The sequence below is a fragment of the Caballeronia udeis genome (assembly GCF_001544555.2).
GTDB lineage: Bacteria > Pseudomonadota > Gammaproteobacteria > Burkholderiales > Burkholderiaceae > Caballeronia > Caballeronia udeis.
On the sequence record NZ_FCOK02000112.1, the window covers coordinates 1 to 24,721 of the forward strand.

General features: G+C 59.4%; 28 protein-coding genes. 13 read left to right on the top strand and 15 right to left on the bottom strand.

All coding sequences use genetic code 11. The features are described 5' to 3' along the window. Positions 1 to 176: 176 nt before the first annotated feature. Positions 177 to 737 (top strand): TetR/AcrR family transcriptional regulator, encoded by a 561-nt coding sequence (locus AWB69_RS41840; protein ID WP_062092640.1) that lies wholly within the window; start codon positions 177 to 179, stop codon positions 735 to 737. A gap of 371 nt (positions 738 to 1,108) precedes the next feature. On the opposite strand, the gene AWB69_RS41845 is transcribed toward AWB69_RS41840, so the two are convergent. From AWB69_RS41845 to AWB69_RS41860, 4 genes are all read right to left on the bottom strand, one after another. Further along, on the bottom strand, positions 1,109 to 1,441 hold the full coding sequence (locus tag AWB69_RS41845) for a cupin domain-containing protein (RefSeq protein ID WP_062092641.1): 333 nt from the start codon (positions 1,439 to 1,441) through the stop codon (positions 1,109 to 1,111). A 360-nt stretch (positions 1,442 to 1,801) separates the two neighbouring features. Further along, complete coding sequence (locus AWB69_RS41850) at positions 1,802 to 3,481, bottom strand: ABC-F family ATP-binding cassette domain-containing protein (protein ID WP_062092642.1); 1,680 nt, start codon at positions 3,479 to 3,481, stop codon at positions 1,802 to 1,804. 422 nt (positions 3,482 to 3,903) lie between these two features. Then, entirely contained in the window at positions 3,904 to 4,254 is a 351-nt protein-coding gene (locus AWB69_RS41855) for a DoxX family protein (protein ID WP_231937420.1), read from the bottom strand. Continuing rightward, positions 4,251 to 5,174, bottom strand: coding sequence for an NAD-dependent epimerase/dehydratase family protein (locus AWB69_RS41860; RefSeq protein ID WP_062092644.1), 924 nt, complete (start codon positions 5,172 to 5,174; stop codon positions 4,251 to 4,253). Before AWB69_RS41860 ends, AWB69_RS41855 begins: the two co-directional genes overlap by 4 nt. 128 nt (positions 5,175 to 5,302) lie before the next feature. Between AWB69_RS41860 and AWB69_RS41865 the strand changes: the two genes are divergently transcribed. Then, complete coding sequence (locus tag AWB69_RS41865; RefSeq protein WP_062092645.1) at positions 5,303 to 5,908, top strand: TetR/AcrR family transcriptional regulator; 606 nt, start codon at positions 5,303 to 5,305, stop codon at positions 5,906 to 5,908. A gap of 406 nt (positions 5,909 to 6,314) precedes the next feature. Here AWB69_RS41865 and AWB69_RS41870 read toward each other — a convergent pair whose 3' ends face one another. Together AWB69_RS41870 and AWB69_RS41875 are read right to left on the bottom strand one after the other, a co-directional pair. Next, positions 6,315 to 6,791: an SRPBCC family protein gene (locus tag AWB69_RS41870; protein ID WP_062092646.1), complete on the bottom strand. Its 477-nt coding sequence runs from the start codon at positions 6,789 to 6,791 to the stop codon at positions 6,315 to 6,317. After that, positions 6,784 to 7,119 (bottom strand): ArsR/SmtB family transcription factor, encoded by a 336-nt coding sequence (locus AWB69_RS41875; RefSeq protein ID WP_062092647.1) that lies wholly within the window; start codon positions 7,117 to 7,119, stop codon positions 6,784 to 6,786. Before AWB69_RS41875 ends, AWB69_RS41870 begins: the two co-directional genes overlap by 8 nt. A gap of 438 nt (positions 7,120 to 7,557) precedes the next feature. Between AWB69_RS41875 and AWB69_RS41880 the strand changes: the two genes are divergently transcribed. Continuing rightward, positions 7,558 to 8,106, top strand: a complete 549-nt coding sequence (locus AWB69_RS41880) for a hypothetical protein (RefSeq protein ID WP_231937421.1) — start codon at positions 7,558 to 7,560, stop codon at positions 8,104 to 8,106. A 67-nt stretch (positions 8,107 to 8,173) separates the two neighbouring features. Here the strand turns inward: AWB69_RS41880 and AWB69_RS41885 are convergent, their stop codons facing one another. After that, complete coding sequence (locus tag AWB69_RS41885) at positions 8,174 to 8,950, bottom strand: SH3 domain-containing protein (protein ID WP_231937422.1); 777 nt, start codon at positions 8,948 to 8,950, stop codon at positions 8,174 to 8,176. A 377-nt stretch (positions 8,951 to 9,327) separates the two neighbouring features. Here AWB69_RS41885 and AWB69_RS49020 point away from each other — a divergent pair, with 377 nt between their 5' ends. Both AWB69_RS49020 and AWB69_RS41895 read left to right on the top strand, forming a co-directional pair. Further along, entirely contained in the window at positions 9,328 to 9,882 is a 555-nt protein-coding gene (locus AWB69_RS49020; RefSeq protein WP_062092649.1) for a VOC family protein, read from the top strand. Positions 9,883 to 10,380: 498 nt separating this feature from the next. Beyond that, positions 10,381 to 11,121, top strand: coding sequence for an SDR family NAD(P)-dependent oxidoreductase (locus tag AWB69_RS41895; RefSeq protein ID WP_062092650.1), 741 nt, complete (start codon positions 10,381 to 10,383; stop codon positions 11,119 to 11,121). A 299-nt stretch (positions 11,122 to 11,420) separates the two neighbouring features. Here the strand turns inward: AWB69_RS41895 and AWB69_RS41900 are convergent, their stop codons facing one another. Both AWB69_RS41900 and AWB69_RS41905 read right to left on the bottom strand, forming a co-directional pair. Continuing rightward, entirely contained in the window at positions 11,421 to 12,356 is a 936-nt protein-coding gene (locus tag AWB69_RS41900) for an ATP adenylyltransferase family protein (protein ID WP_062092651.1), read from the bottom strand. A gap of 50 nt (positions 12,357 to 12,406) precedes the next feature. Further along, positions 12,407 to 12,892: an adenosine-specific kinase gene (locus AWB69_RS41905; protein ID WP_062092652.1), complete on the bottom strand. Its 486-nt coding sequence runs from the start codon at positions 12,890 to 12,892 to the stop codon at positions 12,407 to 12,409. A gap of 238 nt (positions 12,893 to 13,130) precedes the next feature. Between AWB69_RS41905 and AWB69_RS46565 the strand changes: the two genes are divergently transcribed. Together AWB69_RS46565 and AWB69_RS41915 are read left to right on the top strand one after the other, a co-directional pair. Then, the gene (locus tag AWB69_RS46565) at positions 13,131 to 13,295 is read left to right on the top strand and encodes an FmdB family zinc ribbon protein (protein WP_075644087.1); all 165 of its coding nucleotides are present in this window, start codon (positions 13,131 to 13,133) and stop codon (positions 13,293 to 13,295) included. 579 nt (positions 13,296 to 13,874) lie between these two features. Continuing rightward, entirely contained in the window at positions 13,875 to 14,567 is a 693-nt protein-coding gene (locus tag AWB69_RS41915; RefSeq protein WP_062092654.1) for a phosphatase PAP2 family protein, read from the top strand. Between the two features lie 73 nt (positions 14,568 to 14,640). Here AWB69_RS41915 and AWB69_RS41920 read toward each other — a convergent pair whose 3' ends face one another. Beyond that, complete coding sequence (locus tag AWB69_RS41920) at positions 14,641 to 15,345, bottom strand: Crp/Fnr family transcriptional regulator (protein WP_062092655.1); 705 nt, start codon at positions 15,343 to 15,345, stop codon at positions 14,641 to 14,643. A 191-nt stretch (positions 15,346 to 15,536) separates the two neighbouring features. Between AWB69_RS41920 and AWB69_RS41925 the strand changes: the two genes are divergently transcribed. Both AWB69_RS41925 and AWB69_RS41930 read left to right on the top strand, forming a co-directional pair. Continuing rightward, on the top strand, positions 15,537 to 16,301 hold the full coding sequence (locus tag AWB69_RS41925) for a class II aldolase/adducin family protein (protein ID WP_062092656.1): 765 nt from the start codon (positions 15,537 to 15,539) through the stop codon (positions 16,299 to 16,301). 133 nt (positions 16,302 to 16,434) lie between these two features. Then, the gene (locus tag AWB69_RS41930) at positions 16,435 to 17,454 is read left to right on the top strand and encodes a 2-dehydropantoate 2-reductase (RefSeq protein ID WP_062092657.1); all 1,020 of its coding nucleotides are present in this window, start codon (positions 16,435 to 16,437) and stop codon (positions 17,452 to 17,454) included. Here the strand turns inward: AWB69_RS41930 and AWB69_RS48405 are convergent. Then, positions 17,449 to 18,018 carry a hypothetical protein gene (locus tag AWB69_RS48405; RefSeq protein WP_156529171.1) on the bottom strand — a complete coding sequence of 190 codons (570 nt, stop codon included), beginning with the start codon at positions 18,016 to 18,018 and terminating at the stop codon, positions 17,449 to 17,451. The genes AWB69_RS41930 and AWB69_RS48405 overlap by 6 nt on opposite strands. Next, entirely contained in the window at positions 18,015 to 18,491 is a 477-nt protein-coding gene (locus AWB69_RS41940) for a hypothetical protein (RefSeq protein ID WP_156529172.1), read from the bottom strand. The genes AWB69_RS48405 and AWB69_RS41940 overlap by 4 nt, the downstream gene beginning before the upstream one ends. 290 nt (positions 18,492 to 18,781) lie before the next feature. Between AWB69_RS41940 and AWB69_RS41945 the strand changes: the two genes are divergently transcribed. After that, positions 18,782 to 18,994, top strand: a complete 213-nt coding sequence (locus tag AWB69_RS41945) for a ParD-like family protein (RefSeq protein WP_062092666.1) — start codon at positions 18,782 to 18,784, stop codon at positions 18,992 to 18,994. Beyond that, a complete protein-coding gene (gene map, locus AWB69_RS41950) occupies positions 18,991 to 19,785 on the top strand; it encodes a type I methionyl aminopeptidase (RefSeq protein WP_062092660.1) in 795 nt (264 codons plus the stop codon). Before AWB69_RS41945 ends, map begins: the two co-directional genes overlap by 4 nt. Before the next feature lie 111 nt (positions 19,786 to 19,896). Here map and AWB69_RS41955 read toward each other — a convergent pair whose 3' ends face one another. The 3 genes from AWB69_RS41955 to AWB69_RS41965 all read right to left on the bottom strand — a co-directional run bounded on the left by AWB69_RS41955 (position 19,897) and on the right by AWB69_RS41965 (position 23,096). Further along, on the bottom strand, positions 19,897 to 20,319 hold the full coding sequence (locus AWB69_RS41955) for an ACT domain-containing protein (protein ID WP_062092661.1): 423 nt from the start codon (positions 20,317 to 20,319) through the stop codon (positions 19,897 to 19,899). A 130-nt stretch (positions 20,320 to 20,449) separates the two neighbouring features. Then, positions 20,450 to 21,907, bottom strand: coding sequence for an NCS1 family nucleobase:cation symporter-1 (locus AWB69_RS41960; protein WP_062092662.1), 1,458 nt, complete (start codon positions 21,905 to 21,907; stop codon positions 20,450 to 20,452). Between the two features lie 592 nt (positions 21,908 to 22,499). Beyond that, entirely contained in the window at positions 22,500 to 23,096 is a 597-nt protein-coding gene (locus AWB69_RS41965) for a TetR/AcrR family transcriptional regulator (RefSeq protein ID WP_062092663.1), read from the bottom strand. Between the two features lie 352 nt (positions 23,097 to 23,448). On the opposite strand from AWB69_RS41965, the gene AWB69_RS41970 reads away from it, so the two are divergent. Together AWB69_RS41970 and AWB69_RS41975 are read left to right on the top strand one after the other, a co-directional pair. Next, complete coding sequence (locus AWB69_RS41970; protein WP_231937423.1) at positions 23,449 to 23,778, top strand: nuclear transport factor 2 family protein; 330 nt, start codon at positions 23,449 to 23,451, stop codon at positions 23,776 to 23,778. A 141-nt stretch (positions 23,779 to 23,919) separates the two neighbouring features. Beyond that, the gene (locus AWB69_RS41975; RefSeq protein ID WP_062092664.1) at positions 23,920 to 24,648 is read left to right on the top strand and encodes an SDR family NAD(P)-dependent oxidoreductase; all 729 of its coding nucleotides are present in this window, start codon (positions 23,920 to 23,922) and stop codon (positions 24,646 to 24,648) included. Positions 24,649 to 24,721 lie beyond the last annotated feature (73 nt).

A 24,721-nucleotide genomic window follows, 5' to 3' on the forward strand; every position in this document is an offset into this window, starting at 1 on the left:
CGCTTGACGAACCATCGCGCGCACCTCTACATGGAAGGTGTGCTTATTATTACACTATTGAATTAGAAATGGAATTAGCTGAGAAACAATCTTGCGCCGCGAGCATCGCTGCGTTAATCTGACTGGTCAGTCGGAAATAGTATCCGACTGATCAGTCGAAAAAGCAAGGGGTTGTTGTGACACGAAAGAAGGAAATCGACAAAGACAGGGTCTTGGATGCTGCCGAGGCCGTCATCCTCGAATCAGGTGGCCGAAATTTCACGCTCGATGCCGTCGCCGAGCGCGCGGGAATCAGCAAGGGCGGTCTCGTCTATACCTTTGCGACCAAGGATGGATTGATACACGCGGCGCTAGAACGAGAAGTAGCCCGGTTTCAGGAGGCAGTGCGTCGGCGACTTGGCAGCGGGCCAACTGGGCCGGTCGAATTGGTCCTCGCGCATATCGAGGAAGCCCTGGACGAGGACGACGCCTCGACGCAAATGGCGGCTTTTCTCGTAACCGCCCTGGTGCACGCCCCTGACATGCTGGGGCCGGTGCGAAGCCTTTACCATGCACTGCTCGATCCGCTTCGATCAGAACAGGGTGAGGTTGCTGAAGTACGTCACGCACTGCTGGCTGTTGAAGGTATTTTTCTGCTCCGGGGACTCGGGTTTGCAGAGGTTTCCGCAGACGAGCTCAAATCTGTCCTGCTCCACGCGCGCAATGTCGTCCTTGCGGCGTTAGATACACCAGCATAGGCCCGCTCCGAGAATCAGAAGATGCGGCGTTGACGCGAACTCTCGTATCGAGGGCTACTGATTGGACTGGCTCCAGTTTTCGGCAAGCGCAAACTCACATGGCCGTATGACGCGAACGAAACGAAAAGCGGACATCTGTATAGCTCCGGTCACCGTCTCGAAACCGCGAGATCGCCAGCCGGACATGCGAGTTGACCGGCGCGAGCGGCATTTCACTTTCTGCGTCGCGCGTACGGCTCTACCGTGCCAGCGCGGTTTGAAAGCCGAACAAAATCAGAGAGCCAGCTCTCACTAACCGCGGCACTGGACAACACTTCGGCTTTCTGAGCTCTCGACGATGGTCAAATTCGGCGTATGAACCGGCGCTCGATTCAGCGTTCGTGGTAGATCGCGAGCCAGACGGTTTGCTCTTTGGCATGCGTCCACGCAACGCGATGCCGGCAATGTGGCTCGATCAGCACGTGGTCGCCGGGACGCATGTCGTGTAGCGTCGAGTCCTCTTCGAACTCGAGCGCGGCCGCGCCCGACAGCAGTAGAACCCATTCGGCGCGCGAGTCGTCGTACCAGAACCCCTCGGGACTCGCGTGTCCCATGGACACGATCCGCTCCACGTTCAGGCGCTGCCCCGTGATGAGCATGTCGATGCGCTCTTCGCCGCCGAGCTTCGCTTCGAAGCTGAAAAGGTTACCCGATTGAAGTTGCATGGCTCGACCTCACGTCAACTTTCACTTCACACGCGCAAGACCCTCGAGCAGCGTCGGGAGCAGCTCGCGGACCGCCGGATGGATACGCATAGCAACCGTAGCGCACAACAATCAGTAAAGACGACGGGCCGATGTTGGAAGCAAATGAACCACTGCAGTGATCGCGCTTTCAATCAACCGGACGACCGGAGATGCCCAAACGCGGCAGTACGAGGTCAGCGTTGGCAGCCGCGGCGGCCGACCGGTGGCGAACTTCCGCAGAACTTCCGCAGTCGACCCAATATAGATAGTCCGTTCCGCTTTCGCTGATACTGATTGCACTGGCAGCTTTCAAACTGGAACTGCCAGGGGCTGCTCAACTCAGGCGATGATCTTCTGCTCCCCGGCAGCCTGCTCGCGCATGCGACGGGCTTCGTCGCGCAGGAACTGCTGGTAATCGTCCAGATCGCCGTCAAAGGGCTCGACGCCACCCTTGGTGACGAGCCAGAACTCGTCACACACCGCGCGCAGCAGGGACCGGTCGTGACTGACCAGCAACACTGTGCCTTCGAATTCGTTGAGTGCCATGCCCAGCGCTTCGCGTGTGGCCAGGTCGAGGTGGTTGGTAGGCTCGTCGAGCAGCAGCAGGTTGGGGCGCTGCCACACGATCATGCACAACACGAGCCGCGCCTTTTCACCGCCGCTCATCGTGCCTACCGCCTGATGGACCATGTCGCCACTGAAGTTGAAGGTGCCGAGGAAGGTGCGAAGCGATTGTTCGGTGCCACTCTGACCGGGGGCACGCATGTTCGGCGGCGTGTCCTTGGCAAGGCGGATCATGTGTTCCAACGGCGTGTCGAGAAGACGCAGCACGTCGAGTTCCTGCTGTGCGAAGTAGCCGATGTTCAGGCCTTTGCCTTCGCTGATTTCGCCGGCAATCGGCGCCAGCGCGTGCGCCACCGTCTTCACCAGCGTGGACTTGCCTTGGCCGTTGGCACCAAGAATGCCGATGCGCTGCCCGGCCAGCACGGATCGGCTGATGCCCCGCACGATGACCGTGGGCGGCGTGCCCGGCGGTGCGTCGGTCGGCGCCGGGTAGCCGAAGCTCGCGTCCAGCATCGACAACAGCGGGTTCGGGACGTTGAGCGGCTCCTTGAACTCGAAGGTGAACTCTGCGTCGGCAAGCACGGGCGCGATCTTCTCCATGCGTTCGAGCGCCTTGACCCGGCTCTGCGCCTGCTTCGCCTTCGAGGCCGTGGCCTTGAAACGGTCGATGAATTTCTGCAGGTGGGCGATCTTGTCCGCCTGCTTGGCCATCGAGGCCTGCTGCAACAGCATCTGCTCAGCGCGCATCTCTTCGAACTTGCTGTAGTTGCCGCCGTAACGCACAAGCTTGGCGTTGTCGACGTGCACCGTCACCTGCGTCACCCCGTCGAGGAATTCGCGATCGTGGCTGATCACTACCATGGTTCCTTGATAGCGCTTGAGCCACGCTTCCAGCCAGACCAGCGCGTCGAGGTCGAGGTGATTGGTCGGCTCGTCGAGCAACAGCAAGTCGGACGGGCACATGAGCGCGCGCGCCAGCTGCAGTCGCATGCGCCAGCCGCCGGAGAAACTGTTGACCGGCTGGCTAAGCTGCTCAGCACTGAAGCCAAGGCCCTGGATCAGCGCTTGGGCACGTGCGGGGGCATCGTGTGCACCAGCGTCGTGCAGGGCCATGTAGGCGTGCGCCATGCGCATGCCATCGTCACTGGCCTCAGCGGCGGCTACTTCGGCCTGGGCGGCCAGCAGTACGGTGTCACCATCGATGACGAAGTCGGTCGCACTCTGCTCGGTCTCCGGCATATCCTGCGCGACCTGGCCCATCTTCCATGCAGCGGGAATCGAGAACTCGCCGCCATCTTCGTGCAGCGTGCCGTTGAGAAGGCCGAAGAAAGACGACTTCCCGGCGCCATTGCGGCCGACAAGGCCAATCTTTTCGCCGGGGGTGAAGGTGACGGACGCGCTGTCGAGTACGACATTGACGCCGCGGCGCAGCGTGACATTACGGACGGAAATCATAAGGAGCTACTTCGGAGGGGATTGGCATGATAGCCGACCGGACGGGCAGGACAGTCTCTTTTCTGGCCGCACGAGTGAAGAGCCGCTTGCCCTTTGCGGCGCCCACCGGCCACAAAGCGACGCAGGTACTGGCGCACCGGGCGTTCCGGCTGCGGGGCCAGAACAGACGGTGAGTGACGGCTCCTGGCCGCCTGCTGCCCCATGCATGAGGGGCCGTTTCCCGTGGCACGTACAGCGGTGATCTGCGGCGGGCGACCCGGAGCGCCCAGCCATCGCTACAAAAAGCAGACACGTGGCGCACGTGATCAAATTGGAGTTGCTCCAATGCCGCTATCCATGTGCGTATTTCAAGTACCTGCAGCACGGATTGCCCGCGCGGCCTGTTATCGTCCCGGGCTCACTCGCCTGGTGGCGAGCAAGCCTCAACCGCGGAGCGCCACAGTAGCCACGACGAGAGCCGAGAAGATCAGCGCCGGGGCGAGATGCCCGAACGGCTCCCGGTTTCGTAGCAACGTGAAGAGCGCGCCGACCAAGATCGCACCGGCCAGCGTCAGACCCAAAACCCTGGTTTGTTGTCCAAAAAGAAGTGCCGCACACAACAACTCAAGAGCGCCACAGAGCAAACGAAACCATGCCGGGTAACCCCAGCGCGCGAAATCGCGCTTCACCGCGCCGAGTCCTGCGAGATTGACCACCCCGGCAACCGCGAACAGAACCGCTGCGATCATCGCGAGAATTGATTCGAAAGATGCACTGCTCCACGCCATGGTCATGCTCCGTTGATTTGCTGAAAGTGCTTTTGTACGGAGAGGTCCGCAATCAGGCCGGGGCCATGGGGCTTCCACGCAAGAACTCCCCGGGCATGCTGGCCGCTTACTGTCTGATCGAGCGCCAGTGCGTCAGCGAACGGTCCAAGCGATTTGCGGGCATCGTCGAGCGGCCAGGGTTCGACGCGATCGGCGCCGACCGAGGCCCGAATCGCTTCACCCATTTCGGCAACGGCAACGGCGTCTTCCGCGACCACGTTGAAGATCTGTCCCGCGACTCGACCGTCCCCACTTGCCGCCCGCTCCACCGCGCTCAGGTAGGCCGTGGCGAGATCATCGACGTGAACGGCAGGCCAGAGGTTGCGACCATCGCCGACGATCCTCACACTGCCCGTCTGACGGACCATGCCGGCAAGCATGCCGAAGACGCCGCCGCCGTAGCCGTGCACCATCGCCGGCCTGAGGATCACTGCAGCAATCGAGCGGCGTGCTGCTAGCGCCAGCACCTGTTGCTCCACTGCGGGCCGCCAGGCGATGAGTGGTGTCGGGTTCAGCGCCGATGCTTCAGTTGCGGGCTCCCCCTCCGTATTGCCGTAGACCCAGGTGCCCGACGTATAGACAAACGCCGCGCCCGGATGCAAATGCGAAAGCATTGCTACAGCCGCGGCCTCATCAGCAGCAGCGGCGGAAGCATCGTTCGTCGACGCGGCGTGCACCACGCCATCAGCGGCACCGGCAGTCGCAGCGAAAGACTGTGGCTCGCGCAGGTCGCCGGAATGCAGTGTCACGCCGAGACGTGCCAGCGCGCTGGCGGCCGCCGAGCTGTCCTCACGCACCAGCGCCGTCACCTGATGGCCGAGGCTGATTGCCTTGCGCGCCACCGCTTGCCCTATGAAGCCGGTACCACCTGTAATGAACAGTTTCAAAGCGTTCTCCAATGATTGGCTGCGAAGTTGAAAAATTATACAAACGAGACTCATCGGTCTCGTTTTGGCAAATTTAAACGAGACTGACCAGTCTTGTCAACTACTCAATGATCTGTTATTTATCTCGCATGGACACTTCTTCTTTCCCGGGCCTGAGCCCGCTGCAATGCCGCAAGCGGTCCGCAATCCTCGACGGCGCGAAAGCCGTTTTCTTACGCGAGGGTTTCGGTTTGGCAACGATGGACGATGTCGCCGCGGCCGCCGGCGTCGGCAAACAGACGGTGTACCGCCACTTCAAGTCGAAGGAGGCGCTCTTCGTTGGTCTGGTCAGCGCGATGTGCGCTCAGGTGGGCGCGCTGCTTGCCAGCGCTCAGGGCGAGCAAACCGATGGCGCACCCGAAGTCGAGTTGCGCGAGTTGGGATGGTTGCTGGCACGAAGCCTTATTACGCCGGATTATCTGAGGCTTTACCGGGCCATCGTTGCTGAGGCCGAGCGTCTTCCGGAACTCGGCCAGGTGTTTTACGAAAATGGTGCAAAGGTCGTGCGTGCCTTCGCCGCAAAAATTCTGCGAAAGCGATTTGACGAATCGACTGCTGCATTGCGGGCAGCGACATTCGTTCAGTTGGTGCTTGGCGACGCGTATCTGGAACTGTCAATTGGCTTCGCGGTGCCCAATGTTGAAGCACGCTTTGCGCCGCAGATTGACGAGGCGGTAGCGGTTGCACTTCGCTAAGGAGTGCAGGATAAGATGTCGAGTCGCTGCATGCGGAACGCAACAGCGTGTAGCGCTGGAAGCAAGACACCGCGTGTCCGATTCCGAACGCAGTCGCGCACCGGTTGCCGTACGATCCAGGCGCGTTTCTAAAATTGTGAGTGTCGTTTTGTGGTCGGTTTCTGTCTGACGCCGATCGACGGCATGCGACCCTTCACTGCCGTCCGCTCCGCCACCGGCCGCTTGGGTGAAGGCTAGATTGCGAAGTACCAGGGTGGGGGTAACCGTGACAACCACGGAGTTCGACACAAAGGGAGGCCCCAGGGGCCTCTTCTCTGTTGTGCACGTGACCGAGGTCAGCGCGTTCGGGCTGCTCCGCGCGGAACCAGAACCAGCGAATGGTTTCCAAAAATGACCTTTGCCATGGTTACGCCTTTCCAGAGTGGGCGCTCTCAATGGGGTAGGGATCCTGCAGAACGATGGAGCCGGTCTCCAGCAGGGACTTGAGGTTGGAAATGACCTTCGGCCAGCCGCCGGACACCGCCTCGATGAATTTCGAGGGTTCGCGCTCGATGGTGTGAGTGATGGAGAGTTTGACCGCCGTTCCACTGGGTTCCAGTTCCATCGTGCAGCGCGACTCGCCTTCGGCCTTGAGTTCGGGCTTGTTCTGATGCTGCCAGCGGATCACCAAACGTCTTGGCGGCTCGGCCTCGACGATTTCGCCGGCGTCGAAGATCTGACCGTCGCCGGACACCAGCTTCCACGAGGATCCTGCCGTCCACTTGCTTTCGCCGTGCATGCCGAACCAGTACTGCTTTATGAACTCCCCGTCGGTCAGTGCTGACCACAGCTTCTCCGGCGTGGTGCGGATGTAGGTCACGTAGACAAAGGTCGATCTAGCCATTGGTTTTCTCCAGTCGTCGTTTCAGGTCGCCCAGCGCCTTGAGGCGCGGCTTTTCGAACTTGACTATCCAGCGCTCGTAGATCTCCTGCAGCGGCACCGGATTGAGGAAGTGCAGCTTCTCGCGGCCTCGCCACATGGTGACCACCAGGTTCGCCGTCTCCAGCACGCCCAGGTGCTGCGTCACGCCCTGCCGCGTCATGTCCAGGTGCTCGCACAAGTCATTGAGGGTGCGGCCGTCGTGTGCCTGCAGCAAGTCCAGCAGCTTGCGCCGGCTGGGATCGGCGAGGGCTTTGAACAGCAGGTCGGTGTCATCGAGGCGCTCGGGCATGGACGGCTACATGCAAGTAATCTATTGCATGAATGATAGGCAAGCAATCCCTTGCATGTCAAGCTCTGTTCAACGATCGCCAACGCGTCCACCAATCGAGGCCACTCTGCTGCTCGCCGCGTTGAATGGCGGCTTTGTTGCGTCGAATTCCGCTGCTGCCAGTTCCGCTTTGGCCGTCTACCGCCTCAAATCATCAACCCCTGATATCCGTCGCCCGTCGCCGATCTGCCATACATCTTCACGCGCAACCTTACCTGCTCACCGCCCGCGCAGATCTATACTTGTCGTCATCATGAGCATGCGAGCGTGGACTCGACCGGCAAGCCCGCGGTGGCCGCGATTACGAACCTGTCGAGCTCGTCGGTTTCTGAAGCCCTCAGATCTTCTCCGGCGCGCCGTGTCCAACCCTCATGCATTGCACCGCACACGAGGTTCGGCATGACACGGCGCAAATCGAAGATCGGCTGTCCACTTGAGCATCGCTTGGACGTGTGGCGCATCACGCTTACTTTTGCGTTGACACTTGCCTTGAGCGCCTGCGTTCAACCATGGGATCGCTTCAAGACCGGCGAGCCGGAATCCGCCGTGACTGCCGCGCTAGGCCAGCCCAAAGAAACCTATGACCTTCCGAATGGCGGCAAGCGCCTGATGTGGCCGACGCAACCGATGGGCGAAACCACCGTCGCCGCGGATATCGACGCGGACGGCAAAGTCGTCGACGTCCGCCAGGTGCTGCAGCCGTTGGAGTTCTATCGCGCGGAGCCGGGAAAATGGACCCGCGCGGACGTGCTTGTCAATTTCGGCCGTCCCGAAGAAACGATGTACCTGCCGCTAGCCAAGCGCGAAGTCTGGACCTACCGGTACCTGGAAGACAATACGTGGTACCAGCTCTTTCACTTCTATTTCGACGACGCAGGCGTGTTGCGCTCGACGCAAAAGAGCCCGGACCCGCTTCACGATCACCCCGACGATAATTCGTCGAATTGAGCGACATGGGCGCCAGGCGCGTTGCCATGCGGTCGCGAAGCGGTGGCGGGCGAAAAGCGTTCAACCGCTAATGGTTATCCGGCGGATGATTGTGGTCTCCATTGCCGCCGCGCGCCTCGCCGCCGTGCTCACCGGACGGACCGCCCGGGTGCACGGCAGCCTGTCCCTGAGGACCGCCCATCATTTGCCGGGGTGGCTGCGCAGGCCCGTGCTCATATCCGGGCTGCGGCTGCGTCGGCCCATGAGCGTATCCCGGCTGGGGCTGCGGCTGCCCATGAGCGTACCCCGGCTGGGGCTGCGGCTGCGTCGGCCCATGAGCGTACCCCGGCTGGGGTTGCGGCTGCGGGCCGCCGTGCATGACTGGCCTCGGGTTCATGGCCGGACCGCCCGCCGCCGGCGGACCACCATGCGGCGGCGGACCGCCCCGCATCGGCGGCGGATGATTCTCCCACCGGTCCCGGTCGTGATACCAAGGCTGGCCGCGATAGTAGTGATCCCAGTAAGTCCCGAACGAGAACGCCACGATCGGCACCCCGATCTGCACGCCGTAAGTCATGATCGGCACCTCGGTACCCTGGTACGGATAGTCGAGATATCCGCCGTAGATCCAGCCGCGCAGTCCGGGCGCCTCGACGTCGCACCAACTGTAATCGGTAACGCAGCCGTACACCGTAAGCTGCGCGCCAGGCGGCACTTGCGCGACCACCGGATAGTCCCCGGACGGACCCGCATAAACGTCCACAGGCTGATTCGTATACGCCAGCGATTGAGCGAACGCCGCGCCGGACAGCGCCATCAGGCAAACGCCTCCCGCGATAGCTCGAATAACGATTTTCTTTTGCACGATTTCTCCCTCGGAAAGAGCGGGCCAGGCATGAGGTGCGCCATTCGTTTCGTCCCGGCCAAAACGGCGCCTCGATAGCAGGGCCACATTGCTTGGACAAGCCTGGTGGCGTTTGAATTGCACCCGACTGTCTGCGCAATTACGGTTTGTCAGCGTTCTTACCGTTCAGCAACTTTCATGCTTTGCCGCTCATGCGTCGAGCTGAGCAAAGAGCCAGTCCTGGAAGCCGCGCAGCGTGGGGCAGATCCGCGCGCGATTTTGGGGTGCCCTTCTGCCCCACGTTTGGCGCCAAACGCGTCCTGTCGACCTAAAGCCGTCGTTCTGAAACAGGCCAATGCAATGACCACTTTCGAGTGTACAGGGGCCGCTCGCCCCTTATGAACATTGACGCCGCCACCGTGGCCGGGCGTACGATGATGCAGATGGCCGGGGCCTTAGCCTGGTTCGAACACGCCATGATCCGGGAGCGGACCTCCGCCGGTCTCGCCGCCGCGCGGGCTGAAGGCCGTGTTCGCGGACGACGGAAGAAACCCGACGCAGGAAAGCGCAAGGAGATAGCAATGTTGAAACAGGCAATTCCGAACATCTTCGTCAAAGACTTCCAGGCGGCACTCGCTTACTACACGGGGCCGCTTGGCTTCCACCCGTTGTTCGTCTACGGCGAAACCCCTTTCTACGCTCACGTGGCGCGCGATGAGGCGATTCTGGCAATCCGCCATGTGGCCAGGCCTGTAATCGATCACGCCGCCGGCGAGGCGCTGCTAAGTGCGTTCGTCGAGGTCTCCGACGTCAACGTCCTGCACGATTCACTGCAAGCAGCTGGCGCTCATATTTGGCAAGCACCGCGCGACGAACCTTGGGCCATGCGTAGCCTGATCGTTAGCGATCTCGACGGCAACCTGATCTGCTTTGCGTCCAATCTGGCCGGGTAAATGGATAGCGTGGCGACCTAGCGTGCAGTTTTGGACAAATCGTGAGGTAACCATAGCAACTGTAGCGCACAAGAATCAGTAAAGACGACGGGCCGATGTTGGAAGCAAATGAGCCATTGCAGTGACCGCGCTTTCAATCAACCGGACGACCGGAGATGGCCGAATCCGGTTCGACGTTGAAATGGCGGATTGGGCCGCCGTTGACCGGTCCGCATCGGGCAGAACTCGACCCGGGGGGCATTCCACCGGCTCCATAGCGACCGTTTGTTTTTTCGTTTGGCTCCTCCCGCGATGCCCGAGAGGCATGCCCCCCTGCATACAAGGTCTTTGTCGCACCTTCCGCAGAAACCTATAGTCGTTGCACGCCCATGGATCAAAGTGGCGCCATGAAGAAGTTCGTGGATTCGATTGCAGAAACCCTTACAGGCAAAGACAACCGTCAATTATTCAGTGGATTAGTGACGCGGTGAAACGCTCACGGAAACCTTAGGAAATCATATGTCCAAGTTAGCTCAAAAAGTGGCACTCGTTACGGGTGGTTCACGTGGCATCGGTGCGGCAATCACGAAACGTCTTGCGGCGGATGGCGCGAGCGTGGCGTTTACCTACTCGAAGGACGCCAGCGCGGCGTCGGCCGTGGTCAAAGCGATTGAACTCAATGGCGGAAAGGCTATTGCGATTCAGGCGGACGCGACTGACGTCGAAGCTGTCGAGGCCGCGATCGAAAAAACCTTTGCGACATTCGGGCGGCTGGATGTGCTGGTGAACAATGCCGGCACGGCCATTCCGAAACCGTTCGAAGATACGACGCTCGAGGAGATGGATAGAGTGATCGACATCAACGTCCGCGGCGCATTCGCTGCGACCAAGGCTGCACTGAAGCGCCTGAGTGATGGTGGCCGCATCATCATGATCGGTTCGGCGGTGGGTGAGCGTGCCATTGCGCCAGGGCTGGTGCCCTACGCAGCCACGAAAGCAGCTGTCAGGATGTTCACCCAGGCGCTGTCCAGGGAGTTGGGAGGCCGGGGCATCACGGTCAACAACGTCCAGCCGGGTCCTATCGATACAGACCTGAATCCCGCCTCAGGCGATTGGGCAGTGCCACAGAAGGCCGCCACAGCACTCGGCCGCTATGGACGCCCTGAGGAGATCGCCGCAATGGTAGCTTTCGTCGCCAGCCCGGAGGCCTCATACATTACCGGGACGAATCTTACGGTGGATGGAGGGATGAATGCCTGAGCTCGGGCACATACCCGGCCCACGGATTTGAAGAAGGGCGATGTCGTTGCGGACGTGACGGGGAGTCGATGAGCTAACGGAGTTGTCGCTCCATTAACGACCCGTACAGTCACCAGGCCGCGCCGATGCAGTTCACAGGCGCGGCCCGTGTCTGGCTCGCTTATCGCTAGACACAATTGCACACGGTGCTGGAATATCAATTCGGTATGCTGATTGAACGATTACGTTAATCAAGCGAATCTCGATTCGCAACATCCAGGCAATGCGTACGCTAGAGGTTCAGCCTTAAAGCGAAAACGCTATGCAGATGGTCCCTGTCGACCCGAGGCGGCAGGGACCGCGACGCGTTGCAGCACGGACATCGGACCGAGCCTTTCAATGACTTCCATCTGTGCTGCATCACGCACGAAGAGTGATCCGGCAAACCCCAGCGCATTTACTGAAATGCCCTCGACGCATTCCGAATACCTGGGCACGAGCAGCATCCATCGACGGGTGACAAGCAGGTTGTACGGTGCCGACTGATGCAATTCGCCATTCATCTCGATCGCTCGCAGGCCCGTAGCTTCGAGCAACGCGTGGTAGCAATCGAACGCGGCGTGTGCTGCGCGCAGCGAGGCCGCAGGAGCCAGTTCCAGACGGGCGAACGCGTGCAGAAAAGGCAAGCAGGGTACCGTGCCGATCGGACCTTCCATATCCTCAGGCCTCAGAACGGATTCAATGGGGAGCGGCGGACCTGATTCTCCGAGCGGCAGTGGCACGATTTGCAGATGCTTGTGGCGCTGACTCGCTCCGGATTCCGCTCCGCCATTGTAGAAGCCGAGGCCGTCGAACTCGCCCATGCAGGCGGTCAACGCAACAAAGTCCGCGAACTCGAGCAGCGCTTCCTGAGGTTTGAAGCAACGGGTGACGATCAGGAGATGATGATCGAGGACGTTGAACTTGTTGAGCAAGGCAACATGAGTGTCCGAGAGATCGGCTACAAAGAGGTCGGGGTCGTAAGGAAGGAACGGATTCACCGCGCTGCACGCCCCCGCCTCGACCTTGCGCGCCTGCCGGGTTTCCTCCTTGCGCGCGAGGCTGGAAACCTGGCGGACGAGAAAGCGCATGCCGCGTTCTTCGAGCACCGTCTGGATTGTCTCGATTGGCCGCAGTGCACCACAACGCAGTGCATGCTCAGTCTGACGCAGGATGGCTGGCCACAGCGTGCCGGGTTGCAGACGCAAATGTTCCATGGTTCGATGGGTCGATGAGCAAGCGGGTCGCGCGAGGAGAGCAACCGTACCTACATTTTGTAACCGATAGCACGCAACAGATCCTTACGCCATTGAACGTCCTCCTCGTTTTCCACGCCGAGCGGTGAGAATCCGTCAACCACACCCAGGATGCCGCGCCCCTGGTCTGTCTCGGCAACCAGAACCTGCGTGGGATTGGCCGTCGCACAAATTATCCGGCATACCTCCGGCACAGCTTTTATCGCATTCAGAACATTGACGGGGTAAAAGCCATCGCCGAGAAAAATCACGAAGCTGTGGCCCGCACCAATGGCCATGGCGTTCTGGCAAGCCAACTCGATCAGGTCGGCGTCGGTGCCAGACTGACGCACAAGGCGCTTACCTGACGCTTCACAAAAGGCCAAACCAAACTTGATACCCGGAACGGTACCGACCATTGTCTCGTGCAGATCCTCGACAGACTTGATGAAGTGGCTTTGCCCCAGGATGAAGTTCGTCGCTTCGGGTTTGACAATTGTTACCGTAAGCACTTGCATATCGGACCTCGCTCTGTGCCGCCAGGAACACTGGGGGAGAAGCGGTTTTCGCCAGCAGACGGGTATCAGTTCATCACGTTTCGCCGGACGGCGACCGCCTTGGCCATAATCGAAGCCTAGTACGAACCGGAGATGCATGCCTGTGCATTTCCTGCACTAGAATGGATTTTCACAGTGCCGGACAGGGCTGATGAGTCGTATCAGGCCGGCCAGGTGGATTCGTGTTGGAGAAGTGCAAATGCCAACGTACCAATATCGTTGCGAGAAGTGCGGCCATTTGTTCGAGCACGCTGAACATCTCGCTGAACACAAGAGCGCCCATCCGAGTTGCCCGAAGTGCGGAAGCGAGACGTCTCAGCACGCACCGACGCCATTTATCGCCAAGACATCAAAAAAGAGCTGAGGTCTTGCCTCGTATCAATTCGCCCATGGAGCGGATGACCAATTGTCGGTGCCGTTTTGTCGCGTCGCGTCAGGGCAGGAGGGTAGGAGTCGAGGTTGGCAAACAGGCTCAGCCGCAATGAGAAACTCCTCGATCTATTTCCTGCCGGACGTAGGGGCAAAACGGTGCCTGTCCGTCAGTGCGACAGTCGAGATCCCTGAGGTTGCCGCGCTCGAGTTGTGCAGCCAGAAAAGGCGTGAGGCTGTTCGCCGCGCACGTCACCAGCGCAGTCATGTTCGATGCTTGGCGCCTGCCGAGCCTTCACGGCGAACCGGGATCAAACGCCATCGAGGCGACGCTCGCCACCTGGTCGCAGAGCCACGCGGAGCGTTGTGACCTCCTTGATGCCTTGAGCAAGCTCGTTAGGACAGCCTATGAGGCGAAGTCCCCGTCCATTGTCAGCGCTGGTTATCGGTTCTCCGGGAATGGTTTATGCTATTTCTGTCGCTTTTATGTTCGCGGTGACTCGTCATCCAAGCGCCCCCGAGAACGGGCGCGGTTCCCGTTTTGCTCGCTCTACTTTCATATGACATACAAAAAATGAACAGCTTTGATACGGCTATCGAGACATTTCTTACAAAACTAAACTTTGGTTTTGTATTTAACCATGCAATAAAAGCCCTCACAGATCTGTACACGTTCAAGGGCCTAGTGCTCATCCCCCTTTTGTGGTGGATATGGTTCCAACCTGGCGAGCGTCGCGAACGGCAGCGCGAAATCGTCATCGCAACGATCGTGAGCAGTCTGTTGGCACTCGCCATTGGAAGACTCCTCGCTGATTTGTTGCCATTCCGGGTACGTCCTCTTTACGAACCCAACCTGCATCTGCACTTTGCATCTGGCTCGCTACCGGACGCCATGCTGCCGACGTGGAGTTCGTTTCCGAGCGATCACGCAATGCTGTGGATGTCGGTCGCGGCGGGCATTTTTATTGTCTGGCGCCGAGTTGGTGTGCTGGCTCTCCTATACACCGCGATCTTCATTTGCGTTCCGCGCGCTTATCTCGGCTTTCACTACCCGACCGACTTGCTCGCGGGGGCCGCGATTGGGATCGCCATTACTTACGTCATGACGCGCGACTCCGTTAGAACGCGTTATGCGACTCCATTGTTGCGATGGATTGAACGCTACCCAGGACCGTCTTCGATGCTGGCGTTCGTCCTGTGTCTCCAGTTGATCACGCAGTTCGACGAACTACGGAAGTTGGTGAGTTCCATTTCCAAACATCTGTGATTCCTTTCATCCCCCGCAATATCACCTGGCCCCGTCCGGAACAACGTCGGCCGCGTCGGCCGCGTTGGACCCGTCACGGATCTGGATCGCCGAGACTGGCTGCGCGCAACCGGTCGACATCCAGAATGGCGATTTCCCCGGACTTCAGGCTCAATATGCGCTGACCTTCGAGGTTCTTGAGCAACTGATTCGTAGTCTGTCGCGAAAGAGACACCATAGAAGCGAGGCTGTCTTGCGAGACCCTTATCCTGCTCTGCGAGGCGTTGAGACCGCCATAACCTCCAGCGATCATCAGCAGACGATTCGCCACGCGCTGTGCCGCGGGCAACAGGGTCATCGCTTCGGCGTTCTCGAACGAAACCCGAAGTCTTTGCGTCATTAATAACGCAAAGTTTCGCCAATAGCGGGGCGTGGAATCGAGCAGACCCTGCAGCGCGGGCTCGGGAACGTGCAGCAAAAGTGTCCTGCTGACGGCAGTGACGTCGTTCGGACGTGGCAGGCCATCGAACAGAGAGATTTCCCCTATCCATGCAGTCGGTCCGAGCACCGCGAGCAACGCCTCTTTCCCATCCACGCCGACCGTGCCGATAGCGAGTGCGCCGCCCAGCACGGCGTACAGGCCATAGGACCGGTCGCCGCGCCGGTACAGGAATTGGCCCTTCTCCAGCGTGATCAGGGTGGCATGGCTAACGAGGTAGTCCCGCAATTCGACGGGCAGGCCCCGGAACCACGGCGTTGTTTCGAGTTGTGACCGGTAGCGGTGCAGACTGGATTCCATTGGCGTGCCGGCTTGTCGGGTATCTGACAGATTTTAAGCGGGGTCGCGAGCATTATGTGGACTCGCATCGGACGACGCCATGACTTTGGCCCTTGATGCACCTGCTGCGTCGCCGCAACCCAATGAGCGATTTCCCAGGGCGTTGTCTCAGGTTATTCCATTGTTTGAATCATCGAATAAGGAGTGTCGACGTGGCCTCATCTGCTGTCAGTCTGAAGAACGACGTATCCCCTGCCGAATGGGAAGCGCGAGTCAATCTCGCGGCCGCGTACCGTCTCACGGCACTGTTTGGGTGGGACGATCTGGTGTTTACCCACATCTCGGCGCGCGTGCCCGGTCCCGAACATCATTTCCTGATCAACCCGTACGGCATGATGTTTGACGAAATCACGGCGTCTTCGCTGGTCAAGATCGATCTGGACGGCCGCAAGGTTTCCGAATCGCCGTATGACGTCAATCCGGCCGGCTTCACGATCCATAGCGCCGTGCATGCGGCACGCGAAGACGCCCATTGCGTGATGCACACTCACTCGGTCAACGGCGTGGCCGTGTCGGCGCAGGAGGCGGGGTTGCTGCCACTCTCCCAGCAGTCACTGGGTGTGCTGGCGTCGCTCGGCTACCACGACTACGAGGGCATCGCGCTCAATGAAGCCGAGAAGCCCCGTCTGGTTCAGGACCTCGGAAGCAATTCGTATCTGATGCTGCGCAACCACGGTCTGCTGACGGTCGGCGCTTCGGCTGCGGACGCCTTCGTCGCGATGTACTTTTTTGAAGCGTCCTGCATGATTCAGGTGCGTGCCCAGGCAGGTGGCGGAAAGCTGACTCCGATTCCACAGCCGGTTTTCGCCGGCATCAAGGAACAGATTCGTCAGGTGACCAGCGGTGGTGCCGGGAAGCTGGTGTGGCCCGGGCTGCTGCGTCGGCTTGATCGCCACAACCCCGGCTATGCTGACTGACCGCTGTCCCTTCGCACGATGCACTGCGTACGATGCGTTGGCATGTGCTGAGCGAACAGCGTAAGCGTCATGGGTCGCGTCTGCCGATTCAACGCATCGTGAACGGAATTGGGTAGGTTACCTGAGAACCTGTATGGCAAAGATCTGTATCTACGGCGCCGGCTCTATTGGTTGCTATGTTGGCGGGAGGCTTCTTGCCGGCGGCAGCGACGTCAGTTTCATTGGGCGTGCGCGCATGGCCAACCAGTTGCGCGGTCAAGGCATCACGCTGTCGCGGCACGACGATCGCCACTGGCATGTGCCGCCCGAGCGGACCGACGTGTCGACGGACGCGGCCACCGCCGCCGCAGCCGATCTCGTGCTCGTCACCGTCAAGTCTGCCGCGACACCCGCGGCCGCCGCAGAACTGGCGAACGTGCTTCGCCCTGGCACGATTGTAGTGAGCTTCCAGAACGGCGTTGGCAATGCGGACGTGCTGCGCGCCGCGCTGCCGCAGCACACAGTGCTGGAAGGGATGGTGCCATTCAATGTCGTCGAACGCGGTCCCGGCGCATTTCATCAAGGCTCGGCAGGCGAGCTGGAGATCAGGCATACGGCGGCCATGCAGCCGTTCGTCGACGAGTTCAGCAAAGCGGGTCTGCCGCTGATCCAGCACGTCAACATGTTGCCGGTGCAGTGGGCGAAGCTGTTGCTCAACCTCAACAATGCAATCAACGCGTTAGCGAACCGGCCTTTGAAGGAGGAGCTCTCGCAACGGGCCTACCGGATCTGCCTTGGCATGGCGCAGAAAGAAGCGCTTGCGCTTCTCAAGCGGGCCGACATACGACCCGCCAGAGTGACGCCGCTTCCGGCCACCTGGATACCGCGTGTTCTCGGCGTGCCTGATGCGTTGTTTGAACGGCTGGGCCGCACAATGCTGACGATCGATCCGCTCGCGCGCTCGTCGATGTCCGACGACCTGGCGATGGGGCGCGCCACGGAAATCGACTGGATCAACGGCGAGGTCGTGCGCCTCGCTCAATGCCTTGGGCAAACGGCACCGGTGAACGAGCGGCTATGCGAACTCGTGCGGGAAGCGGAGCGAGCCGACGTGCGCCCTTCATGGTCGGGCGAAGCACTGCTCGCTGAGCTATGTGCTGCAGCAGGATTATGAGCATCGGCGAACAATCTCGAGATCCTTGACGGGCTCTTCGGAATAGTGTCCGTCATGGGCGTCGATGTGATACACGTGAACGTCAAACGGGATACCGAATTTGACCGTCACTTCATAGTTTTCACCCGAGCGCGGCGTGAAACGAAATGCGGTATCGAACTGATCGTAGCCCGGAGACCTCACCCGCAAGGTTAGCAAATGATCTGCTTGCATCCTGAGCTCGAAATAGCTTCTGTCGATATATTTTTCATTAATCGGCATTCCTAATCGAGGCTGCTGTCGATGCGAAGGGATCAGAACTATTGTTGTGTCGTTCTTGGGCGGAACGTCAGCAACACCGATTGGGTCACCACCCGCCGGATCACTCGGCAGGTAGCACCCCGGCAACGGGGGAGGTTGATACAGGTGGAACCCTCCCTCGTTAATCTCGCGAAACCGTATTTGCGCAGTCGGCACACCAGGAGGCGGCATGTAGTTCGTCGTGACGCATCCGGTCACGAGGCTGCAGACGGCAAATACCGACAAGCTACCCAACAGAGTTTTTATTTGCATTTTTTCTTTCATTGCGGCGACAACTGCTGCTTGACCTCGATCTTGCCGCTATAAGCATTCGGGATCGCCCACAGTTTCCCGGTTTGAGCTGACAGGACCATACGATCGGATTCCGAGGAAGCCGAATATACGATGAAGAATCGCGCGTTCCCTGGAACAGCGAAGTAACCTTGCTTGTACCCGCCGTCGAGGAACGTCGACCCATTTGTGCTTTTGAATGACTCGACGTTGCTGACCATACGCTTGTCGGCATCGAGGAACATGACGAACGGCTGTAGCACGGTTGCCAGGGGCAACCACGAACTTGAAAACCATGTGCGCACGCGCAAAACGGTCGCTGTTGGCTGTTGCTGTATCGAGAACGCGGCATACACGCCAAGCCCGTCCGGGAATCGGGCAACTGCTGATGTATTTGCATCGAAGTCGATCGTTTTCGCTTCGTTTGTTGCAAGCGGCTGATAAGACATCTCGGCGTAACTCTTCACGCCAACCCGCGATTCAGGCAATGGCGTTGCAACAAGCTGCCGTGTCGCGCAGCCGCTCAACGCTATGCATGTCAGGCCGATACAAATCCTGGACCACCTCTTCAACACTGCCTCCGTAAGTCAATTGGAAACTAATTTTCCTGATTACGGCAGACGCGGGCATTTCTTGAGTAAAACGGTTGCGAATGCGCCGCCAAGGAGGGAACCCCTAACTACAACTCAAGAGCCGACGGTTGACACAGGCGGCGGGTAGTATATGATCCATATATGAATCGTATATGGGGAATGGCATGGGCATTGTGAATATCGACGATGATTTGCACGATCAAATACGCAAGGCGAGCGCAGTGTCGTGTCGGTCGATCAACGCGCAAGCGGCCTTCTGGATCAAGATTGGCATGTTGTGCGAAATGAATCCGACGCAGAGTTTCAATGAGATCATGGCTCGCGAACTGCGAGCCGCGGGCGTTGTGGAGCAAGCCGTCAAGGTGGCTTCCAAATGACCAAGCGACCGGAAGAAATCGCATTGCTCGCAGAGTCAGGCAAATTGCTGGCGGATGTGTTCGGCTATCTGGATCGGCTGGGCTTGATCGGCATGTCGACCATGCAGATCAACGATCTGGTCGATAGCCTCATCGTGAATGAACTTAACGCACGCCCGGCAAGCAAAGGGCAGTACGGGTATGCCTATGCACTTAACTCCTCCCGCAACAATGTGGTTTGCCACGGTGTTCCATCCACGACCGATATATTGCAAAGCGGGGATATCGTTAATTTCGATATCACGTTGGAGAAAAATGGCTATATCGCTGATTCCAGCAAAACTTATCTTGTTGGCGAGGTGTCGCCTCCGGCTAAACGACTTGTGCAAGTGACGTACGAAGCTATGTGGAAAGGAATCAAGGCCGTTCGTCCAGGCGCCAGACTTGGTGATGTGGGGTATGCCATCGAGCGGCACGCCCGGAGAAACGATTATTCGGTGGTGAGGGAATATTGTGGGCATGGCATTGGGCGTGAAATGCACGAGGATCCCCAGGTGCTGCATTGGGGAAAGCCGAAAACGGGTCTGGTGCTGCGGGAAGGAATGGTGTTCACCATCGAACCGATGATTAACCAGGGGCGGCATGCCGTTCGGACCGAAGAAGATGGCTGGACGGTCGTCACGGGCGATGGGCAACTGTCCGCTCAATTTGAGCACACCGTAGCCGTGACCCGAAACGGTGTGCGGGTCCTGACGTTACGCCCCGAGGAAAAGATGCTGAACCGACGGCACTGGCCCGGCGGTGAACGCTGACTGTCGCGACGGTGCCGGATTGAACAGCGTCTACGTCAGTCATGTGAGACACGGCGACCCCGTTGGCTCGACAGGAAAAGCCGAGCCAGTTCGCGGTCCGGCACGGGCCTTTCAGGCCCGCTGCAGAATGTCCACGGCTTTTTCGGCGTCAGCCAGCGAGTCGACCGCGAGATAAGCAATGAACTGTGTGCCGAGTACAGCGGCGGATACCCCGCGGAGGTTGATCCCGCCGTCTGCCAACATCTGGCTCAACTGCGCGATGATCCCCGACTGGTCCAGACCCATTACGCGGACGGAGTGAAGACTCGGGGTGACGCTGAATCCCACCTGTGTCGCGGCACGGATTTCCCTCTCCCCCTGCAGCGGCGCGACAAACACGACGCCCTTGCCCGGTGCCTCCGGCGTGCGACGCGCGACGACAAACTGCAAGTCCGCGGCAGCATCGCGCAAGGCGCTTAATACTTGCGCCAGCCCGCCCGCTTTGTCCTCGATGGTCGCTGCCCAAACATCGACGTGTTCTACGCTCAGTTCCATGACAGTCCCTCCCGCCTGAAGCCTCTCTTAATGAAATCTACTTCACCAACCGCACGCGAGCAAGGTCGGCGGAGCAAGCAACATCTGGACGAGGGCAACCGCCTCGAACACCCCGGTAAAACCAAAATCATCAAGCACGGGTCGCTGCGATCGAGGTACGCGGCCGCACCGTCGCCATGATCAGGTACATGCCGCCTCCGATCACCACCCCGAAGAACCAGCCATAGGTATTCCACCAGGCCGGCAGCAAGTTGGTGAAGTTGGGCAGGAAGGTCGAAAACACGCTGCCGACCGCCGCGGAGACCAGCGCGTTGATGTTCCAGCCGCCTTCATAGCGGTACTCGCCGTGCTCCTCATACAGGGCTGCGACGTTGATGTTGCCCTTGGCCACCAGGTAGTAGTCCACCAGGATGATCCCCAGCAGCGGGCCCATCGTGGCGCCTATGGCGTTGACGAAGTGCGCGGCGTTGCCTTCCCACGGCGCGAACGGGTAGAGCACCAGCGCGATGGCCGCGGCGATATAGCCGCCTCTCTTGAAGCTGATCAGTTTGGGAAACGTGTTGGAGATGTCGAACGCCGCCGAGACGAAATTGGCTACCACGTTAATGCCCAGTGTGGCGACGGCGAAAGTCAGCGCCGCGATAAGCGCCAGCACCCAGCTATCGAACTTGGCCGAGATCTGTTCGGGGTGGAGCAGCACTTCGCCGTACACCTTGAAGGCGGCGATGGTGGTGACGCCGGCGACCAGCGAGAACGCGATCAAGTTGACCGGCAGGCCCCACAGATTTCCTTTCTTCACTGCGCTGCGGTTTTTCGCGTAGCGCGAGAAGTCGCAAAAATTCAGGTACAGCGCCGCGAAGTAGGTGATCCAGGTCGCGCCCACTGCCATCAGCGCCCAGAACGAGCCGGGCTCGCCGTTGACGCCGGCGTCCTTGGTCTTGTCGAGCAGCACGTTCATCGGAATGCCGCTGGTGAAAGAAAAGCCGCCTGCCTTGACGCACAGGCCGATCGCCAGGATCAGCATGGCCACCCATACCGCTGGTCCGGCCCAGTCCTGGAATTTGCGCACCGTCTCCATGCCCTTCTGGATGATGAGCAACTGCAGCGCCCAGATGATCACGTAGCAGATCACCTCCAGCCCCGAGTGGCCCAGGAAGTGCGCGCCCCTGTGGAACCCCAGCAGGCTGTCGTTGCGGACCAGCAGCGCGACCATCGCGCCCGAAGCTGCTGCCGTCTGTGCGCCGTACCAGAAGCACGCCACCACGGCGCGTACCAGCGCCGCCAGGTTCGCCCCCCACACGCCGAAGGAAGCGCGCGCCAGCACGGGGTAGGGCACGCCGGTCTTCTCGCCTGCAAAACCGATCAGATTCATCAGCGCAAAGATCACCAGCGAGCCGAGCCCGATCGCCAGCACGAAGTTGATGAAGCTGCCGCACAGCAGGAACAGGCTGGCGGCGAGGTAGTAGCCCCAGAGGCTGTGCACGTCCGAGGTCCAGACGTTGAAGATGCTGAAAGCGCCCCAGTTGCGCTCCCGGGCGGGCGCGAGATCTTCGTTGTAGAGGCCGGGGGAAGGATTGCGGATCTCCATTTGTCATCTCCTTTCAGTTCGTGGAACTGCGGAAACACCGCCGGACGCCCCTATGCAGAAATGCCCCGCGTCTGAAGCGAGCTGGTATGCAAGAACTGTAGGTACTTTGCCGCACAGTTTCGAATGGGTTAACCCTAATGGAGATGCGTGAGAGCACAAACTGGTGCAAGTCGACCCGCAAGAGACAGACGTCGCGCTCCAGAACGGACGCTCGATCAACAGGCTTGCGGGACACAGGTCGAAGAGGGAACCGTTCAGATGTTTGCTTGTGTCTTTGGGAAAGCAGGATAGCGCGGGTTTTCCGAGGCAACTAATTCATCTCCTCTTCCGATACAGGCGCGCATTCAGTCGATCGAGGCGAATGGAAGAAGGGCAGCAGTTACCACCAACGTTCGAGGTACGAAGCACTGACGGGGAATCGTCTTTGTTTTAGTCGCGGACGCGTAAGCACTCCAACGAATTCGGACTTTCGATTCCGCTAAGCCGCGCAAGCGAATTGCTACATCAGGCGTCGGGCGCAGGCAAAAAACATCGTCGATGAAAGTTGCCTGGCGGGACCCGAAGCCGTCTACCAGGGGCACGCGCATCCCGATCAATCGTGTACCAAGGCAAGCAACAACTGGCGACGCCCGTCTTTCAATATTTCGTCCGCCAGGTCCGGATCAGCTTCGACCACGGCACGCGATAGCGTCAAAGTCCCGACCAGTTGACTCAAGACTGAAATAGCCTTCTTTCTACGTTCTTTTTTATTTGTGCCCGCAAGCACTGCGGCGAGGCAATCAAGATTAAATGCAAGCCCCTCGGCGTAGGACTTGCGTGCCTCTACGCTCAAGCGCCGGACGTCACCAACGAATGTGGATACCGGACAGCCGGATTCAATGTCGCTCCGATGATCGGGGGACAAGTACCAATCGATCTGACGTTTGATAGGGTCCAGCCCCATCGTTTTCGACTGTTCGATCGCTTCGATCAGTCGACTGGCGCCGTTCTCCATGGCGTTTTCCATCACCGCCGCCACCAGCGCATCCTTCGACTCGAAATGGTTGTAGAAGCCGCCTTGAGTGAAGCCCGCGGCTTTCGTCAGCTCCGTCAATCCCACCGCGTCCACGCCACGCTCACGGAAGAGTTTTTCCGCTGCGGCGATGATCAACTGCCGATTTTCAATGGCTTGCTGCCTTGAGACACCCATGAACGCTTCTCCTTGACTGTGGGTCATTCTCCCCCATTTTACACAAATCGATGGTGAACACCATTGACTTTGACAAGATGCGCTATCATGATGCTTAAACGATGGTGATCACAATCGTAAAGCGCCAGCAGTTCAAAGCAACCGAGCGTTGACCTCACGTTATTCGTGCGGCGGCATCCTGGATGCTTAGGCGAATTGCGAACTTCGCGGTTCAGAAGTTCGTCTGGCGGCGGGTACTCGCGCAGTCCTTGAGCAAGGGAGGGCGGTGTCGATTTGCGCGCCGGTTCCGAAGCAAGGCGACGTCTCTGCGCTCAAGCGCGCCGTTGCCTGAATTGCCACTGAGGTACATCTCATGTCACAGACCACCCCCGAACAAAACAAGGCGCTTGTGCTCGAGGCGTTCGATACCCTCTTCAACAAGCGGGATTACGAGGCGGCCGCTCGTTTCTGGTCGGATAACTACATCCAGCATAGTGCGCACATCGAACCGGGCCGCGACGGCCTGTTCAGATTGGTTGCCAGCATTCCCGACACACTGCGATACGAGCACGCGGTGATCGTCGCGGAAGACGACTACGTTCTCCTCCACGGCGGTTTTCAGGTATCGGCCGTCCGACTGCGTGGGTTGTCGTCGATATCGTCAGGATTGCAAACGGTCGTCTGGCCGAACACTGGGATGTGATTCAGGACGAGGCGACGCAGGCGGAATCCAGGAGCGGACTGCCAATGTTCGGAGATCGCTTCCCGGCTTGACGCGGATAAACCATGCCACGCCACGCGACTGCGTGACGAGCATGTTTGAGTTTCGATCGGAGGAATAGTCATGGGCAAATTGCAAGGCAAGGTTGCTGTCATTACGGGCGGCTCCACGGGGATTGGTCTGGCGAGTGCGCAACTCTTCGTGAACGAGGGGGCTTATGTTTTTATTACGGGTCGCCGCCAAAAGGAACTGGATGAGGCGGTAGAGACAATCGGCCGCAACGTCACGGGTGTTCAAGGCGATGTCGCCAATCTCGCCGACCTGGATCGGCTCTACGAGATCGTCGCAAAGAAAGGTCGAGTCGACATTGTTTTTGCCAACGCCGGTTTTGGCGCGTTCGCTTCGTTAGACGAAATGACCGAGGAGCACTTCGACGGGCTGTTCAACACGAACGTGAAGGGTGCATTGTTCTCGGTGCAAAAGGCGTTGCCTCTGCTGAATGACGGGGCCTCCATTATCGTCACCGGCTCGGTTGCCAGCGTGAAGGGCACGCCGGGTTTCTGGGTCTACGGGGCAACCAAGGCTGCCATACGTAATTTTGTCAGGGCCTGGACGGTTGAGCTGAAGGATCGGCGCATTCGTTCCAATGTGCTTAGCCCGGGGCCGACCGAAACACCAGCAGTGGATCAGCAGCCTGAGGATGCGATGGCCCGGATTGTGTCCACTATCCCGATGGGCCGCATGGGCACGCCCGAAGAAATAGCGAAAGCAGCCCTGTTCCTTGCCTCCGATGATTCCAGCTTTGTCACGGGTATCGAATTGTTCGTCGATGGCGGGCGCGCGCAGATCTAGTACAACATCCCTTAAATAAGTTGAATATTTAACGGTCCGTTTTTATCATGGCGGGATGAGCCGAGGCCGTCAT

Excerpts from the sequence above, each read along its gene's own strand:
- AWB69_RS41845 (WP_062092641.1), bottom strand. The coding sequence starts at position 1,441 with ATGCAACTTCAATCGGGTAACCTTTTCAGCTTCGAAGCGAAGCTCGGC.
- AWB69_RS41850 (WP_062092642.1), bottom strand. The coding sequence starts at position 3,481 with ATGATTTCCGTCCGTAATGTCACGCTGCGCCGCGGCGTCAATGTCGTA.
- AWB69_RS41855 (WP_231937420.1), bottom strand. The coding sequence starts at position 4,254 with ATGACCATGGCGTGGAGCAGTGCATCTTTCGAATCAATTCTCGCGATG.
- AWB69_RS41865 (WP_062092645.1), top strand. The coding sequence starts at position 5,303 with ATGGACACTTCTTCTTTCCCGGGCCTGAGCCCGCTGCAATGCCGCAAG.
- AWB69_RS41870 (WP_062092646.1), bottom strand. The coding sequence starts at position 6,791 with ATGGCTAGATCGACCTTTGTCTACGTGACCTACATCCGCACCACGCCG.
- AWB69_RS41875 (WP_062092647.1), bottom strand. The coding sequence starts at position 7,119 with ATGCCCGAGCGCCTCGATGACACCGACCTGCTGTTCAAAGCCCTCGCC.
- AWB69_RS41880 (WP_231937421.1), top strand. The coding sequence starts at position 7,558 with ATGACACGGCGCAAATCGAAGATCGGCTGTCCACTTGAGCATCGCTTG.
- AWB69_RS49020 (WP_062092649.1), top strand. The coding sequence starts at position 9,328 with ATGAACATTGACGCCGCCACCGTGGCCGGGCGTACGATGATGCAGATG.
- AWB69_RS41895 (WP_062092650.1), top strand. The coding sequence starts at position 10,381 with ATGTCCAAGTTAGCTCAAAAAGTGGCACTCGTTACGGGTGGTTCACGT.
- AWB69_RS41900 (WP_062092651.1), bottom strand. The coding sequence starts at position 12,356 with ATGGAACATTTGCGTCTGCAACCCGGCACGCTGTGGCCAGCCATCCTG.
- AWB69_RS41905 (WP_062092652.1), bottom strand. The coding sequence starts at position 12,892 with ATGCAAGTGCTTACGGTAACAATTGTCAAACCCGAAGCGACGAACTTC.
- AWB69_RS46565 (WP_075644087.1), top strand. The coding sequence starts at position 13,131 with ATGCCAACGTACCAATATCGTTGCGAGAAGTGCGGCCATTTGTTCGAG.
- AWB69_RS41915 (WP_062092654.1), top strand. The coding sequence starts at position 13,875 with ATGAACAGCTTTGATACGGCTATCGAGACATTTCTTACAAAACTAAAC.
- AWB69_RS41920 (WP_062092655.1), bottom strand. The coding sequence starts at position 15,345 with ATGGAATCCAGTCTGCACCGCTACCGGTCACAACTCGAAACAACGCCG.
- AWB69_RS41930 (WP_062092657.1), top strand. The coding sequence starts at position 16,435 with ATGGCAAAGATCTGTATCTACGGCGCCGGCTCTATTGGTTGCTATGTT.
- AWB69_RS48405 (WP_156529171.1), bottom strand. The coding sequence starts at position 18,018 with ATGAAAGAAAAAATGCAAATAAAAACTCTGTTGGGTAGCTTGTCGGTA.
- AWB69_RS41945 (WP_062092666.1), top strand. The coding sequence starts at position 18,782 with ATGGGCATTGTGAATATCGACGATGATTTGCACGATCAAATACGCAAG.
- map (WP_062092660.1), top strand. The coding sequence starts at position 18,991 with ATGACCAAGCGACCGGAAGAAATCGCATTGCTCGCAGAGTCAGGCAAA.
- AWB69_RS41955 (WP_062092661.1), bottom strand. The coding sequence starts at position 20,319 with ATGGAACTGAGCGTAGAACACGTCGATGTTTGGGCAGCGACCATCGAG.
- AWB69_RS41960 (WP_062092662.1), bottom strand. The coding sequence starts at position 21,907 with ATGGAGATCCGCAATCCTTCCCCCGGCCTCTACAACGAAGATCTCGCG.
- AWB69_RS41965 (WP_062092663.1), bottom strand. The coding sequence starts at position 23,096 with ATGGGTGTCTCAAGGCAGCAAGCCATTGAAAATCGGCAGTTGATCATC.
- AWB69_RS41970 (WP_231937423.1), top strand. The coding sequence starts at position 23,449 with ATGTCACAGACCACCCCCGAACAAAACAAGGCGCTTGTGCTCGAGGCG.
- AWB69_RS41975 (WP_062092664.1), top strand. The coding sequence starts at position 23,920 with ATGGGCAAATTGCAAGGCAAGGTTGCTGTCATTACGGGCGGCTCCACG.